Raw genomic sequence first — 15,967 nt, 5'->3', positions numbered from 1 at the left:
TAGACTAAGCGTTTCTATTAATGTGAGTGGTGTCTATAATATTATTTCTTTCTAGCAAAACAAACTGTCCAACAATCTTTTTCAATAATAGAAGATTGATGCTGTAGCTTATTAGCGATGAATGTTACTAATTGGTTTAGCTCTTCATCAGTGAGTTCATGAAGAATTGATCGGCCAGTTCTAAGTAATAAATCACTATGAAGTGATTCTAGGTTAGTATAGGTACGTCTTGTTTCCCAAAGTTTTACTGTGTTTTCTATATGAAATCCAGCTGACTCTAATGCAGAGTGCATTTCTTGTATATCATATCTTCTAGCTATCTCTTTAGTTTTCAATTTTGGGTATAGGTCAAAAAAATAACCCCGTATATGGCTTTCGTCTCCAGGGAGTAAACAATCTTCTGGTGTCCGATCTTGTACGATTAATAATCCATTCTTTTTTAGTAAGCGATTTGCCTCATTGAAACAGACATTTAAATTATCTAAATGATGTATTAAAGCTCTTTCTAATATTACATCATAATTTGAAGATGGAAGTTTAGTATCATATGCATCTCCTTTACTAAAAGAAATGTTACTGTAGTCTTTACAATTTTCAGCAGCACCTTTAAGCATTTCCTCTGAAAAATCTACCGCCGTAACGTGGTTTACTTTTAACTTAGTGAGAGCTTTCGAGTAGATCCCTCCGCCACAACCAATATCAACGGCGTCTTTTCCAAATAAATCAATATTATCCCTCATTAACTGAAACCAAGATTGATCAGCCTCTCTAGTTGTATAAGTATTATTATTTTGTGCATCGTGGAAGTTGATTGCCATATGATTACCTCCCTAAAATTTGATTCAGTTGCGTCTATATTATTAGTATAGACGATGATATTACACTGAATAATATCAATAAGTTATTGGTAATAATAAGATATTTTTATTAAAAAAAGCTTCAGAAAAAAAGGAGTGATGAAAATGGAAGGTACAATAGAAAGATTTGAAAGCTTAAGAACTGAACTAATTAATCATTATGAAGCATCAAAAGGAAGTATCTTTGGACATAAAGGATTAAAAATACAAGGTAAAGTTTTTGTGTTCTATAATGAACCCAATATTGTTGTAAAGCTAAAGCCAGAAGATGTTGCAGCAGCTTTAATAATAAACGGAGCAAAAAACTTTGACCCAATGGGTGGGAAACCTATGAGAGAATGGGTTGAAATTCCATATGGGGATCAACAGTGGTTTGATTATGCAATAAAAGGAATGACATACGTTAAAAGTTTACTAAAAAATTAATAACGTTTGTTATAAACTATGGGTAGAAATTTAAACATTTCTATCGCTTTAATTTTAAGGGAGAATGATATAGTGAATAATCGTAAAGTAGCAGTTTCTTGGAGTGGTGGGAAGGATTGTTGTTTAGCATTAGATTTGCTAATTAAAAATAAATATGAAGTGGCATGTCTAGTATCAATGGTATCGAAAAAGGATGAAAGGAATCATGCGCACGGGACTCAGCTTAAATTTTTACAAATGCAAGCAGATGCAATTGGGATTCCTCTTGTCATGATTGACTCAGCAGGTAAATATGAGGAATCAATGATTAATGGACTAAAAACAATAAAAGAGCAATTTGATCTTTCTGCGATTGCATTTGGTACTTTATATGTCGAGGAAGATCGACAATGGAATGAACTAGTTGCAACTAAGGCAGGACTTGAACCACTTTTCCCAGTATGGATTGAGAAAAGTGAAACTACTAATTTACTAGACCAATGGCTTGCGACTGGATACGATGCAATTATTTGTAGGGCAAGGGAGAATATTTTTGATTCTACGATCGTAGGTAAGAGCCTAAATAAAGATTTAAAGGAACTATTCATTAGCAAGGAAATCTGTTTAATGGGCGAAAGTGGAGAATATCATACATTTGTCATTGATGGACCATTATTCAAAGAACGCTTAAATATAATAGAAGCAGATACCATTCTTAATAGTGGATTATGGTCTTTAAATATTAAAGAAATACAAACAATTATTAAATAGATTACTACTGGTTTTTATATATGTAGAGTAGAACAGGAAAAACTGGGGGCGTAAAAAAATCTGAAACTGCAAATAAAAGTGGTAAAAGTGCAAATAAAAATCAAGAAACTGCAATTAAAAATGACAGAACCGCAAATAAACGCCAGTCAATAGACTTAATCAACATCAATTTACTAGATTCAAATGATGTCATTCAAAAACAAGCTAAAATCACTTAAATACAATTAATTTAGGTGACTTTAGCTTGTTTTTAGTTTTCAATCAATTGTAGTTATGTACCAATCAGCATAACGCTTAATACCTTCACTAATTGATACTTTAGGTTCAAAGTTTAAATCACTTTTGATTTTTTCTATATTTAGTGTATAGTCATAGCTTAAGAAATTGGCAATATGCTTAGAAACTTTAGGTGGTTTGTTAGTAATCCTCGCAATTATTTCCGAATTCAACGCGATAAATGACAGTAGCTTTGGTGAGATATTTTTTGTATTCAACTCTTTATTTAAGGCAAAGAAGAGTTGTTTAAGTACGTCAATTAAATAAATGGGCTGGTCATTTGTAAGATTGTAGTATTCACCATTTAAGGCATTATCTGCATTCATACAAGCTATGATCATATCAACAACATTATCGATATAAGTAAAATCCATTAGAACTTGTCCTTTATGAACTAATGGAATTCCTCCATTTTCATTAATCTGTATAAATCTCCCGAAAATCGTATGATCGAAAGGACCAAAAATTTGTCTAGGTCTTAATGAGATCGCAGGTAGCCCTTTTTCAATTGCATCTTCAATAATTAAATCTGCCATATACTTTGTTTTAGCATAGTAATTAGAGTGTTTTGATGGCAGCGGATCAATTTCTTTAACATTTTTACGACTCTCACTAGTAAAGTACACACTCGGGGTCGAAATATTAATAAACTTTTTTAAATCAGCTGAAAGTGAGGCTTTAACAATATTCCTTGTCCCTTCAACATTTGTTTTCTCAAATTCAGAAAAATGTCCAAAAGGTGCTGCAAGTGCAGCACAATGGATTACATAGTCTACATTCTTTATATTTTCTTCTAATAAGACAGAGTCATTCAAATCTCCTTTTACAAAGGTGACATTTTCCATCTTGTTAAAAAATTTAGCTTCTTCCTCATTTCTTCCAAAGGCTATAACGGAGTAGCCCATTTCACTTAATCTTTTTGTAGTATGTTTTCCTAAAAAACCTGTGGCACCACTTATGAAAACATTCATTATTCCACCCCGAAAAGAAATTATTGTCGCTCAAAGTTTATGAATCTCGTACCTTGGAAAGTTAGTTTTCCCGTATCATTTTCTACTAATTGACCATAAATGAACCCATCAATTTGAAATTCAATTCTGTCTCCAGATTCGACCTCAAGTGTAACATAATAATGTGTAGAGGAATGAGCGAACTGATTCGTATTAGCACGCTGAATATAATCTATTCTTTTAGTAACTATTTTTGCCGGGACAATTAACTTTGGTTGTTTATTATTATAATTCCATTGCTTTAAACCTTTTATTAGTGCAAAAAATATACCTGCAAAAACGAAGACGAAAATGATTGGAAATACGAAAGCGATAATTTTAAAAATATCAAAACCTGCATCAAACCCTGACATCATTAAGACCCCCTTTAAATGTATTGTAAGGCTCTCACTTCTTAATCCTCTTTAAGTAGGACTATATATATAGTTTATTAAATTTTCTGAAAGTAATAAACTTATTTCTTTCAACTAGCAAATAAATTGTAGTTGTAATGTAAACATTAAAATATTTTAGTGAAATTTATTTCTTTTATTATTTAGATATAATTCTAAAAAAGATCTAATTAGTAAAAAAATGTAAAAAAATTACTATTAATAATCTAATAGAACTACTATCCAAGAACCTTTAAATTAAGGTAGTTATCCTGTTATTTTACTTATACGAACATTAATTGTGACAGAATAAAAAACTAAGTAAAAAATCCTCCCGTTTTAGTAAATTTTAATTGAATAATTATTGACCGATAATATCCATGAGAGTAGGATACTCTTAATAGAACTCTTTTATCTCTTTATAGTGTTCCTTTGCCAAGGTACTAGTGTTTAAAACTAGTAGGGTGATTAGTGCTAGTAAGCTTGTTATCTTCTAATGGTAAGAATTGAAATAAGGCTAGCGAGGAGATATAGGGTTAGATGATTTAATGTTTGGGTTAAATCTATGTCTATCTGACTGAATAGCGGGTAGGGATCATCATGGAAAATTAGTTATAGGAGTGATTAGGAAATGAATGTTAAAGATTTAATATCGGTTTACAATCAGTATTACAGTCATTCTAATTTACGCGTTTTTTTTGTATCAGGCCATACTGATGAAATCGAAGAAATCACGGACTTTGATGCAAATGATCAACATACTTCACAACCATTTGGCATTTATGTGATTTTGTCTAGAACAGAGACGCAATTAATTAAATTAGTATCCTTAAACTTTGAAGATTTAGGAATCATTGAAATTTCTTTAAATGATTTAGGTGACGAAATAAAGCATGACTGGGCTAGCTACTTAAAGAAAGTGATTAGTTATTTAAAACAAGCAGGGTATCGTATTAATAGGGGGATGGATATACTAATTTACAGTAATCTTCCAAATGAAGTAGGGCTATCCTCAACCAAATCAGTTGAAGCTTTAACGGATACAATGTTAAAAACTTTATACGAATAGAATCAAGAAACCACATCTATGATTTCAACAATTAAAAAACAGCTAAGTTTACTCCAGAAAAATTAAATTCTCCTCTTGTAAATTATAATATTTCAAATTTGCATAAATAAAACTTAATTATCCAATCTTGATTTAAGGAAAATAAAATATGTAAAAAATTCTCCATATTTAATAGATAATCATACAACCTTCAACTGTTAAAATTAAAGTAATAGTTTCGAAAACAATTCAGATTGGAAGGTTACGAGGAGAGTTGTAATGACTACAATTAAAGAAATTGCCGAAAAAGCAGGGGTATCGATTGCTACTGTATCAAGAGTGCTTAATTATGACCCGGCACTATCAGTAACTGACGATACAAAACAAAGAATTTTTGAAACAGCAGAAAAGCTTTCATATAGGAAAAAATCAAAAGTAAAAAAGAATATCGCTAAAATCGCACTTGTTAAAGGTGACAATGGCCATGAAGAATTAAGTGATCTCTTTTATATGCTAATTCGTTTTGGAATTGAAAATAAGTGTGAACAACATTCCCTGCACATTTCTACTTTTTTTCGTGGAAATGAAAAGGGGATGTTAGATGAGCAAATACTTGGTGTGATTGCATTAGGTAAGTTTGACAATCAACAAATTAGCTCATTGAAAAAAGTATCAAAAAACATAGTTTTTGTTGATTTTTCACCAGATGAAGAGCAATATGATTCAGTTGTTACAGATTATGAGAATGCTATTATTAAAGTTTTAGATCATTTTATCTCACATGGACATCAAAAAATCGGATATATTGGTGGACGCGAGTATGATAAGAAGCAAGGTCAAAAAATGAATTCTCGAGTGAAAACATATAAAAACTATTTAGAGGAAAAGGGACTCTTTCGAAAAGAGAATCTGTACTTAAGTGAATTTACAGCTGAAGCCGGGTTTAATTTAATGAACAAGGCAATTCGAGAACAAGGTGGTGAATTACCAACAGCATTTTTAATTGGTTGTGATACGATGGCTGTCGGATGTCTAAGAGCACTTCATGAAGCGAAAATATCAGTGCCAGAGCGTGTAAATTTAATCGGGATGAATGATTTTGTGTTTTCAAAATATCTTTTTCCTAGTTTAAGTACCTTGAAGGTATACACTGAAATAATGGGTGAATCTGCAGTGGATTTATTAATGGAAAGACTTTTAGGTAGGAAAGTAGCCAAAAAAGTGATTGTTCCTACGACGTTAAAGATTCGTCAAAGTAGCCTGTAATGCAGATATTTGCGAAATTTGTAAGATAATTGCTAAAAATTAAATATTTTACTTTTAATCTTAACTCTTTTTAGTATAATTAAAAATTAAAAGGAGTGGGAACGTGAAGGTTGGGTATTTAGGTCCTGAGGCGACTTTTACACATGTTGCTGTACGGTCTGTTTTTAAGAATGATGAACATATTGCTTATTCTAGTATTCCAGTTTGTATGGATAATGTTGCTGAAGGTGAAGTTGATTTAGTCGTCGTACCAATAGAGAATTCGGTTGAAGGATCTGTGACTACAACTATTGATTATCTTGTACATGAACAGCCATTAAAAATGGTTGGTGAAATTATTATACCGATTAGACAACATTTATTGATGGCAAAAGGACAAGTACATCGAGTAAAGGATATTGAGGTGATCTATTCTCATTCTCATGCGTTAGCTCAGTGTCACACATTTTTGCATAATCAATATAAATATACAAAGTTAGAACCAGTTACTTCTACTAGTGCTGCAGCTAAAATGGTTAGTGAGCAATCTAATGAATGTATAGCTGCGATCGCTAATGAATTTGCTGCAAAGAAATATGGATTAGAAATTGTTGCTTCAGATATTCACTCTAACTCGTATAACCACACGAGATTTGTTGTTTTACAAAGACAAGATGCTGAATTAGAAACAAGTTATTTTCAATCTAAACATACTAAAGCAACTCTAGTTATTAACATGCCAGAGAATCATGCTGGTGCGCTTCACCAAGTGCTTTCTGCATTTGCATGGAGACAGATTGACCTTTCAAAAATTGAGTCCCGCCCGACGAAAACTGGATTAGGAAATTACTTCTTCATTGTTGATGTTGAGATGGGCTATGATGACGTATTATTACCTGGAGTAAAGCAAGAATTGGAAGCTTTAGGCTTTTCAGTAGATGTTGTAGGAAGTTATTCAACAATATCACTATAAAAAAAGAGAAGGATTACAATCCTTCTCTTTTATATTTTTTATTTTTACATTAATAATAGTAATAAGGTGGTGGACAATAGTATCCTGGCGGGCAATATGAATAGTAAGGATAGCCATAGCCATAGCCATAGCCATAACCATAAAATGGGAAAAATGGGAAAAATGGACGGAAAAACGGACGGAAAAATGGACGTCCAAATCCAAATCCAAACCCAGGTCTACCAAATCCAAATCCAGGTCTACCAAATCCTCCACCGAATCCTCCGTGGAAGCCTCCGAATCCTCCGTGTCCAAAGCCACCTCCACCAAATCCATGCGGACGATACTCATGTTCATTCGACATATAAAAAACCTCCTTTACTTATGAGTCTTACATAATCAAAATATGCAGGACAAAAGTGGAAGGTTTGGGCATATTGTATTTTAAACGTACTTGAAACTTAAAATTCGTTACTATTAATTTTTAACTTAATCATTTAATAAATTAAACTTGCGAATTCGGTATTGTAGGTTCTGTCTACTGATGCCTAGTTTTTTTGCAGCCTGTGTAATATTGCCGTTATGCTCATTTAAAACATTTATAATATACTGTTTTTCATTATTTAATAAAGTATTTTTCAAATTTGATTTGTCATCTGTTAATTCCGATTGATTTATTTTAATTTCTCTATTTTTTTGAGCAGTCGGTGCTACGCTTATAATCCTATTTTCATTAAAGAATCTTGATGGTAAATGTGTAGTCGATATAATTGTTTCATCTTCTATTAAGTTCATTGCACCTTCAATCATATGTTCAAGTTCACGTATATTACCTGGCCAGTTATGTTTCAGGAAGAAATTTGCTACATTTTCATCTAAATTAGTTACCCGATGGCCGAAAAGACGATTATATTTTTGAATGAAGAAGTTTGCTAACAGCAATATATCTTCGAAGCGTTCACGAAGTGGTGGTAGAAATAATGAAACGACACTTAGACGGTAATATAAGTCTTTACGTAAATGATTATTCGCAATTGCTTCAATAGGGTCTTCATTTATCGTAGCGATAATTCGGACATCTAATTCTTTTTCGTTAATCTCACCAATTCTTCTAACTTTACGCTCTTGAATAACTCTTAAAAGTTTAGCCTGTAAATTTGGGCTAAGCGAGTTAATTTCATCTAATAATAATGTTCCACCATTTGCTTCTTCAAATAATCCAGGCTTATCAATTGCCCCAGTAAATGCTCCTTTTTTTGTCCCAAAAAGAATGCTTTCAATTAAGGATTCTGGAAGTGCGGCGCAATTTTGAGAAATGAAGGGCTTTGTTGCTCTTTTGCTAGCATTATGAATACTTTGAGCGAATAGTTCTTTACCTGTTCCGGTTTCTCCTACAATTAAAACGGATGATGAAGTTTTGGCAGATCTTTTTGCATCTTCAATTATGCTTTTAAATGCCCCAGATGTTCCGATTAATTGTTCAAATGTATAACGCGTATTTCGATTTTGGAGAATGCCTTCCTGCACAGATTGCTTTAATTCCGTCACGTCGCGAACCATTTCAATTGCTCCAATAATTTTATTTTCTTTCATTATTGGGTAAGTATCATTAATCGTCGTAACTTCTTTTCCTTTATTATTAAAATAAGATTGTTTAATGTTTTTTCGTACTTTACCTTTTTGGAGGGCTTCAAGTAAGGTGCTCGACTGGTTTTTTTGAAACGTGAAGACATCTAAAAGATTTTTATGTAAGACATCCTCTTCATTCATCATTTCGATTTCCATCATTTTGCGGTTATACACCATTGTATTTGCATCTTGATCAACTACATGTATACCGATATCTATTTCTTCTAATATTAATTGTAACAATTCATCAACAGCTAAATAGTTTTGCTTATCATTTTTCATATAATTCTCTCTTTTCATTATAACAATAGAAAAAATTTGCACTTCTAACTATTTTTGGTAAGATAAAAATGCAGTTTTTTTCCGAATGTGCTAATTTTCTTTGTTAATCGTTTTTTTGCTGCAAATATTCTATGCATATTTTAATTAATTTTGCGCCTGAATGCAAAAATATTTTGCAGTAAATTGAAAACGGTATCATGCTTAATGATGAATAACGCTGAGAATAAGTACATTTTGTGAATTTAAATTTATTTAACATGTTTGGCACGGAAATTGCTTATTCTTTTAGTAAGAAACTAAATATTAATCAATAATATTGGGGGAACTCAAATGACAACTAATTCTCAAAAGATCATTGACCAAACAAATCAATATGGCGCAAATAACTATCATCCACTTCCAGTAGTAATTTCTAAAGCTGAAGGTATTTGGGTTACAGACCCTGAGGGTAACAGATATTTAGATATGTTAAGCGCATATTCTTCTGTAAACCAAGGACATCGTCATCCAAAAATTATTCAAGCTTTAAAAGATCAAGCTGACAAAGTTACATTAACTTCTCGTGCTTTCTATAGTGAAAACATGGGTGAGTGGTTTGAAAAGGTAGCAAAAGTTACTAACAAAGATATGATTTTACCTATGAACACTGGTGCTGAAGCTGTTGAGACAGCTATTAAAGCTGCTAGAAGATGGGCTTATGATGTTAAGGGTGTAGAAGAAAACCAAGCAGAAATTATTGCTTGTGTTGGAAACTTCCACGGTCGTACGATGGCTGCAGTTTCTTTATCATCAGAAAAAGATTATCAACGTGGATTTGGACCATTCTTACCAGGAATTAAGTTAATTCCTTATGGCGATATTGAAGCATTAAAAGCTGCAATTACACCAAATACTGCTGCATTCTTAATCGAACCAATCCAAGGTGAAGCTGGAATTAATATCCCTAGAGAAGGATTCTTACCTGAAGTAGCTGAAGTTTGTAAAAAAGAAAACGTATTATTTATTGCAGATGAAATTCAAACAGGTTTATGTAGAACTGGTAAAACTTTTGCATGTGATTGGGATGGAGTAATTCCTGACATGTACATTTTAGGTAAAGCACTTGGTGGCGGAGTATTCCCAATTTCATGTGTTGCTGCAAATCGTTCAATCTTAGGCGTATTTGAGCCAGGTTCTCACGGATCTACATTTGGTGGAAATCCATTAGCTTGTGCAGTTTCTGTAGCTGCTCTAGAAGTTCTTGAAGAAGAGAAGTTAGCTGAGCGTTCTAATGAGCTTGGAAACTACTTTATGGAAAAATTAAAAGAAATCGACCATCCTCATATTAAAGAAGTTAGAGGACGTGGATTATTTATTGGTGTTGAACTTCATGTACCAGCACGTGTTTATTGTGAAGCATTAAAGAAACAAGGTTTATTATGTAAAGAAACACATGATACAGTAATTCGTTTTGCACCACCATTAATTATTTCAAAAGAAGATTTAGACTGGTCAATTCAACAAATTAACGAAGTATTTAGCCAATATAAAGCAACTGTATAAATGGAGCGATAAAAATGACAACTACAATCCCACAAAATGAAGTACAAAACAAAATCAAAGAAGAAGGAAGAGAATTAATTGAGTCTACTCAAGAAGTAATCTCAGAAGCTCTTCATAAACTTGGTTATTCAAAAGAACTTTATGAGTTATTAAAAGAACCATTACGATTTTTAACAGTTCAAATTCCGGTAAGAATGGATGATGGCTCAGTGAAAATTTTCACTGGCTATCGTTCACAACATAATGACGCTGTAGGTCCAACAAAGGGTGGAATTCGTTTCCATCCTGAGGTTAATGAGGATGAAGTAAAAGCTTTATCAATGTGGATGAGCTTAAAATGCGGTATCGTTGATTTACCATACGGTGGGGGAAAAGGCGGTATCATTTGTGATCCAAGAAAAATGTCAATTTATGAGTTAGAGCGTTTAAGTAGAGGATATGTTCGTGCGATTAGCCAAATCGTTGGACCAACAAAGGATATTCCTGCTCCAGACGTATATACTAACCCACAAATTATGGCTTGGATGATGGATGAATATAGTAGAATTCAAGAATTTGATTCTCCTGGATTTATAACTGGTAAACCTCTAGTATTAGGTGGATCAGAAGGGCGTGAAACAGCTACAGCTCAAGGTGTTACAATTTGTATCGAAGAGGCTGCTAAACGTAAGGGAATCGATTTAAAGGGTGCTAGTGTCATTGTTCAAGGATTTGGAAATGCGGGTAGCTTCTTAGCGAAGTTCATGGTAGAAGCAGGTGCAAAGGTAGTCGGTATTTCTGATGCACTTGGCGCATTATACGATCCAGACGGTTTAGATATTCATAGCTTACTAGAAAAAAGAGATAGCTTCGGAACAGTAACTAACTTATTTACTGATGTTATTTCCAATAAAGAATTACTTGAAAAACCTTGTGATATTTTAGTTCCAGCTGCAATTTCAAATCAAATTACAATTGAAAATGCTCACAATATCCAAGCATCAATCGTAGTTGAAGCTGCAAATGGTCCTACTACTCTAGAAGCTACTAAAATATTAACAGAGCGCGGAATTTTATTAGTTCCAGACGTACTAGCAAGTGCTGGTGGAGTTTCTGTTTCTTATTTTGAGTGGGTTCAAAATAACCAAGGTTACTACTGGTCTGATGAAGAAGTTGCTCAAAAACTTCGTGAAAAAATGGTACGTTCATTTGATAGTGTTTACCAAACTTCAGTTAATCGCAAAGTAAATATGAGATTAGCAGCATATATGGTTGGTATTCGTAAAATGGCGGAAGCATCTCGTTTCCGTGGATGGGTTTAATAGACTAATAGGTTTGCTCCAGATGGAAATTTCATCTGGAGCACTTATATTTGTATTGACAGATAATAAAATCTATTTTTATAATTAAGTATTATTCCAATACAATGATTTGTATACGTTTTCATTTATTATCTGAAAATTTAGTCTTAAAATATGTTTATTTAAAGCTCTTTGGTGTTCGTTATGGGATTCGGGGGAGTCTGCATTCTGTTATATCAGAATATTTTAACTTATACGCACAATTTACATCTAGAGGAGGGACTTTCATGAAACAACAAGAACAGGGGTTAAAGAAAGAGCTTAAAAGCAGACACTTGTTCATGATTGCTCTTGGGGGAGTAATTGGGACAGGTTTGTTTATGGGATCAGGCTATACTATTAGTGAAGCTGGCCCAGGTGGAGCATTATTAGCCTACTTAGTAGGTGGAATCGTAATGTATTTAACAATGCTCTGTTTAGGAGAATTAGCAGTTAATTTACCAGATGCTGGTTCTTATCAAACTTATGCAACTAAATATATCTCACCAGCGTCAGGCTATGTAGTTGGATGGATGGCATGGTTAAACTGGTCGGTAACAATCGGTTTAGAGTTAATTACAGTGAGTATGTTAATGAAGAGATGGTTTCCAGATGTACCGACTTGGATCTGGTGTGTAGTATTTGGGGTAATATTATTCGCAATAAACGCACTTTCAACTAAGAGTTTTGCTGAAGTTGAATTTTGGTTTGCAAGTATTAAAGTAGTAACAATTGTTTTATTTATTATTTTAGGTGGAGCAGTAATGTTTGGCATTGTGCCAGTAGAAGGGTCAAAAGCTCCAATGCTTTCAAACTTTACAGACCACGGTGGACTTTTCCCAAAAGGCTTTTTAGCAATTTGCATAACAATGGTTGCAGTTAACTTCTCATTCCAGGGAAGTGAATTAGTAGGGATTGCAGCTGGTGAAAGTGAAGATCCAGCAAAAGCAGTACCTAAAGCAATTAATAACACTGTATGGCGAATTCTAGTATTCTTTATTTTATCAATATTTGTTTTAGCAGGCTTATTCCCTTGGGAGAAAGCTGGTTTAGTAGATAGTCCATTCGTAGTAGTATTTGATAACATCGGTATTCCATATGCGGCAGATATTATGAACTTTGTTATTATTACAGCAGTTCTATCAGTTGCTAACTCAGGTTTATACGCAACATCTCGTATGATGTATTCAATGGCTCAAAAAGGAATGGTTAGTTCGAAATTAGGAAAACTAACTAAAAGAGGTGTACCTTTAAACGCTTTAACTTTTAGTATGTTTTTTGGATGTTTATCTCTATTAAGTGGTATTTACGCAGAAGACACGGTTTATCTATGGTTACTATCAATTGCAGGGTTTGGCTGTTTATTTGTTTGGGCAAGCATTGCATTATCAAATCTTTTAGGTAGAAAGAAATACCTTGCAGAAGGTGGAAAATTAGAGGATTTAAAATACAAAACGCCTCTTTATCCAATCGTTCCAATCGTTGCTTTAGTTTTAAATGTGGCTGTAATTATTAGCCTTGCATTTATCCCAGACCAACGTATTGCATTGTACTGTGGAATTCCATTTATGATTGCATGTTTAATCTATTATCATTTCTCTGCTAAGCATAAGATTGAAAAACACGAGCAAGAAGTGAATAAAAAAGTAAGTTAATAATTGTTTTGAGATTGTCACGGGAAATTTGTGGAAACTCGCTAGTAAGTTATTACTAGCGAGTTTTTACGCTGTTGAAAAACTACCTTGTCAATTAATTATCAAATTTTCGTAATAGGAGTAGAGTGATGTTGATTTCCATTACGGGATGCTCGCTTTCCATGGGGCGAGACCTGAGCCTCCTCGGCAAGCCTGCGGGGTCTCAGCCTTCCCGCTAATCCCATAGGAGTCGAGCACCCTCCATTCCAATCAACTTATTCATCAAAAAGAAGTCTGCAATAAAACCTAACTCGCTAGTAATTTACTACTAGCGAGTTTTTTGTTTTCTTAAATTGTGTTTATGTTGTTAATCACGTTTTGCAAAAATTGAGGGAAGCTCACAACTTTATCAACAATGTCCACAGTTCGTTCATGCTTGTTAAGATTGAATCTACTTATTTCAGCCCACAGAAACAAACTTTATATCGTTCCCACAAATTTTACGAGTAAAAATTACTGCTTTATTAACAAAGTTCACAATTTTATCAACAGTGTGCATATTTTTGTAAATATTTTTTTGATTTTGCAGGGGAGAGCGACTAGTTATCCACTGTTTTGGTGATCGTATTACTGTTTTTAAGTGATTCTGCATTAAATATCAACAAATGTTCGCAAGTTCTTGTTAATAACCTTTTTTAGAAAGGAATGGGGGAGTTACTTATCCACATTTTACTGTTATGGCTATATTTTCTTTAGAATCAGATATGAGTTATACACATAAAAAAAGAACTGTCCCAAAAGTACATTGACTTAAGGGACAGCTACATTTTTACTGCTTATTTATTTTTTTCAGACTCTTTACTTGTTACAGAGATGTCTTGTAAGTGACCTTGGAAGCCTTGACCAGCTGTTAAGTCGTAGCCTTTAACGCGCTTATTAACTCCATCTAAACCGAAGCGGAATAGGGTAGGGATAACTGGCACTTCGTCATTTACAAGCTCTTGCCATTTATCGTATACATCTTGACGGTATTTTTCATCAAACGCTTTTGCTGAAATACCTTCTTTTAATAGTTTATCATTGTCGTCATTTACCCAACGAACGTAGTTGAATGGTGCATTTTTCGACCAAATTCCAGATGGGTCTGGATCAGAACCTGTTCCCCAAGCTGCTGCGAAAATATCGATTTTTGGATTATCTTTTTCTACCATATCGTAGAATGAGTTGAACTCATGTAAACGTCCATCTAATAATTGAACATCTAAGCCAACTTCTTTCCAAGATTGTAAGTAGAATTGAGCTAATGGTTCAGCGATATCGCCACCACTCATAGAAGCGAAGTTGATTTTAAATGGTTTTCCATTTGGATCTTCACGTAAACCATCTCCAGTTACATCTTTGTAACCAGCATCGTCTAGTAATTTTTTAGCTTTTTCAGGATCATGAGTATATCCTTTTAATGCTTTATCAAAGTATTTAGGGAATGATGGTGGAATTACAGAAGTTGCAGGCACTCGTAATCCTTTGTATAATTTTTCCCCAACTGCTTTATTATCAAGGGCATAAGCCATTGCTTGACGTACACGCTTATCTTTGAATTTTGGATTATCCATTACGTTTACACCATTTTTCGCATCGTAATGGCCTAATTTAAATCCAATGTAAGAGTAAGCTAACTCAGTTTTACCGATTAATGAAATATTTTTTAATTTTTTAGCTTGATCATATTGGTCAGCTGAAACTGAAGCGATATCGATATCTCCGTTAGCTAGAGAAGATGTAGCAATAGTTGGGTTAACAACTTTTAAAAGTACACCGTCAAGGTTTGGAGCACCGTTCCAGTAATCTTTATTCGCTTCAAACTCTACAGCTTCACCTGGAGTGATCTTTTTAATTTTAAATGGTCCAAAGCCGATAGGCGCTTTACGAATTTGGTCTGATGATGCTAATTTATCAATTGGAACATTGCCTAAGTATTTTTTAGGTAGTGGGTTAGTCCATAAGCCAGTAAGTACAGATGGGTTAGCTTCTTTAAATGTAATTGAAATTGTTTTAGGATCAATTACTTTAACACCGGAAATATTTTTTGCCTTTCCGTTATGGTAATCTTCCATACCTTCAATCATAGACATTTGTGAGTCATAACGCACACCTGTATATTTTTGATTACCAATTACAAGATAAGCATATTCTAAATCCTCTGCTGTAACTGGATCACCATTAGTCCAATTTACATTATCGCGAATTTTTAATGTGATTGTCTTTTTGTCGTCGCTTAATTTATATGTAGCAGCACCATCTTGGTCATAAATATAGTTTTCATCTGTTGAAAGAAGTGCTTCATCAAAGAATTGAAGAACTTGAGAGTCTGGATCGCCTTCATAGAAAACTGTATTTAAGATACCTTCAAATGGCGTATCTGAAACTAAACCATATTTTAAAATGCCACCTGAAACTGATTTTTTGTTATTTGTTACTTTAATAGGAAAAGCAGCTTGATCGACTTGTTTAGTAGTAGTCGTAGTCTTAGTGTCGCCGCCTTTACATGCTGAAAGAATCATCATAGATACTGCCATTGCGCTTAATACTTTAGTAAAGCTTTTTGCATTTTTCATATTTCCACTCT

At 33.5% G+C, this 15,967-nt stretch carries 14 protein-coding genes; 8 read left to right on the top strand and 6 right to left on the bottom strand.

The annotated features are described in order from the left end of the window. Nucleotides 1–41 precede the first annotated feature (41 nt). Nucleotides 42–818, bottom strand: coding sequence for a class I SAM-dependent methyltransferase (locus AB1282_RS03770; RefSeq protein WP_390311138.1), 777 nt, complete (start codon nt 816–818; stop codon nt 42–44). 144 nt (nt 819–962) lie between these two features. Here AB1282_RS03770 and AB1282_RS03765 point away from each other — a divergent pair, with 144 nt between their 5' ends. Continuing rightward, nucleotides 963–1,283 carry a hypothetical protein gene (locus AB1282_RS03765; protein WP_056476347.1) on the top strand — a complete coding sequence of 107 codons (321 nt, stop codon included), beginning with the start codon at nt 963–965 and terminating at the stop codon, nt 1,281–1,283. A 72-nt stretch (nt 1,284–1,355) separates the two neighbouring features. Continuing rightward, nucleotides 1,356–2,033, top strand: coding sequence for a diphthine--ammonia ligase (locus AB1282_RS03760; protein ID WP_429898491.1), 678 nt, complete (start codon nt 1,356–1,358; stop codon nt 2,031–2,033). 257 nt (nt 2,034–2,290) lie between these two features. On the opposite strand, the gene AB1282_RS03755 is transcribed toward AB1282_RS03760, so the two are convergent. Both AB1282_RS03755 and AB1282_RS03750 read right to left on the bottom strand, forming a co-directional pair. Continuing rightward, on the bottom strand, nt 2,291–3,280 hold the full coding sequence (locus AB1282_RS03755) for an NAD-dependent epimerase/dehydratase family protein (protein WP_429898490.1): 990 nt from the start codon (nt 3,278–3,280) through the stop codon (nt 2,291–2,293). A gap of 20 nt (nt 3,281–3,300) precedes the next feature. Continuing rightward, nucleotides 3,301–3,672, bottom strand: coding sequence for a DUF2500 domain-containing protein (locus AB1282_RS03750; protein ID WP_353611590.1), 372 nt, complete (start codon nt 3,670–3,672; stop codon nt 3,301–3,303). Nucleotides 3,673–4,321: 649 nt separating this feature from the next. Between AB1282_RS03750 and AB1282_RS03745 the strand changes: the two genes are divergently transcribed. The 3 genes from AB1282_RS03745 (at nt 4,322) to pheA (ending at nt 6,956) form a co-directional block, all read left to right on the top strand. Then, nucleotides 4,322–4,759, top strand: coding sequence for a hypothetical protein (locus AB1282_RS03745; protein WP_056476359.1), 438 nt, complete (start codon nt 4,322–4,324; stop codon nt 4,757–4,759). A gap of 258 nt (nt 4,760–5,017) precedes the next feature. Further along, a complete protein-coding gene (locus tag AB1282_RS03740) occupies nt 5,018–6,004 on the top strand; it encodes a LacI family DNA-binding transcriptional regulator (RefSeq protein ID WP_056476363.1) in 987 nt (328 codons plus the stop codon). Between the two features lie 103 nt (nt 6,005–6,107). After that, on the top strand, nt 6,108–6,956 hold the full coding sequence (gene pheA, locus AB1282_RS03735) for a prephenate dehydratase (RefSeq protein ID WP_056476366.1): 849 nt from the start codon (nt 6,108–6,110) through the stop codon (nt 6,954–6,956). Between the two features lie 49 nt (nt 6,957–7,005). Here the strand turns inward: pheA and AB1282_RS03730 are convergent, their stop codons facing one another. Together AB1282_RS03730 and AB1282_RS03725 are read right to left on the bottom strand one after the other, a co-directional pair. Beyond that, on the bottom strand, nt 7,006–7,299 hold the full coding sequence (locus tag AB1282_RS03730) for a hypothetical protein (protein ID WP_429898489.1): 294 nt from the start codon (nt 7,297–7,299) through the stop codon (nt 7,006–7,008). Between the two features lie 125 nt (nt 7,300–7,424). Beyond that, nucleotides 7,425–8,846 (bottom strand): sigma-54 interaction domain-containing protein, encoded by a 1,422-nt coding sequence (locus AB1282_RS03725; protein WP_056476372.1) that lies wholly within the window; start codon nt 8,844–8,846, stop codon nt 7,425–7,427. Nucleotides 8,847–9,176: 330 nt separating this feature from the next. Between AB1282_RS03725 and AB1282_RS03720 the strand changes: the two genes are divergently transcribed. The 3 genes from AB1282_RS03720 (at nt 9,177) to AB1282_RS03710 (ending at nt 13,362) form a co-directional block, all read left to right on the top strand. Further along, nucleotides 9,177–10,388, top strand: coding sequence for an ornithine--oxo-acid transaminase (locus AB1282_RS03720; RefSeq protein WP_056476375.1), 1,212 nt, complete (start codon nt 9,177–9,179; stop codon nt 10,386–10,388). A gap of 14 nt (nt 10,389–10,402) precedes the next feature. Then, on the top strand, nt 10,403–11,689 hold the full coding sequence (locus tag AB1282_RS03715; protein WP_056476377.1) for a Glu/Leu/Phe/Val family dehydrogenase: 1,287 nt from the start codon (nt 10,403–10,405) through the stop codon (nt 11,687–11,689). Nucleotides 11,690–11,955: 266 nt separating this feature from the next. Next, the gene (locus AB1282_RS03710; RefSeq protein WP_056476380.1) at nt 11,956–13,362 is read left to right on the top strand and encodes an amino acid permease; all 1,407 of its coding nucleotides are present in this window, start codon (nt 11,956–11,958) and stop codon (nt 13,360–13,362) included. A gap of 815 nt (nt 13,363–14,177) precedes the next feature. On the opposite strand, the gene opp4A is transcribed toward AB1282_RS03710, so the two are convergent. Beyond that, nucleotides 14,178–15,956 (bottom strand): oligopeptide ABC transporter substrate-binding protein, encoded by a 1,779-nt coding sequence (gene opp4A, locus AB1282_RS03705; protein ID WP_429898488.1) that lies wholly within the window; start codon nt 15,954–15,956, stop codon nt 14,178–14,180. Nucleotides 15,957–15,967 lie beyond the last annotated feature (11 nt).

It is taken from the genome of Gottfriedia sp. S16(2024), from assembly GCF_050473765.1.
Classification (GTDB): domain Bacteria; phylum Bacillota; class Bacilli; order Bacillales; family Bacillaceae_G; genus Gottfriedia.
This window is presented reverse-complemented; position numbering and strand designations above follow the sequence as displayed.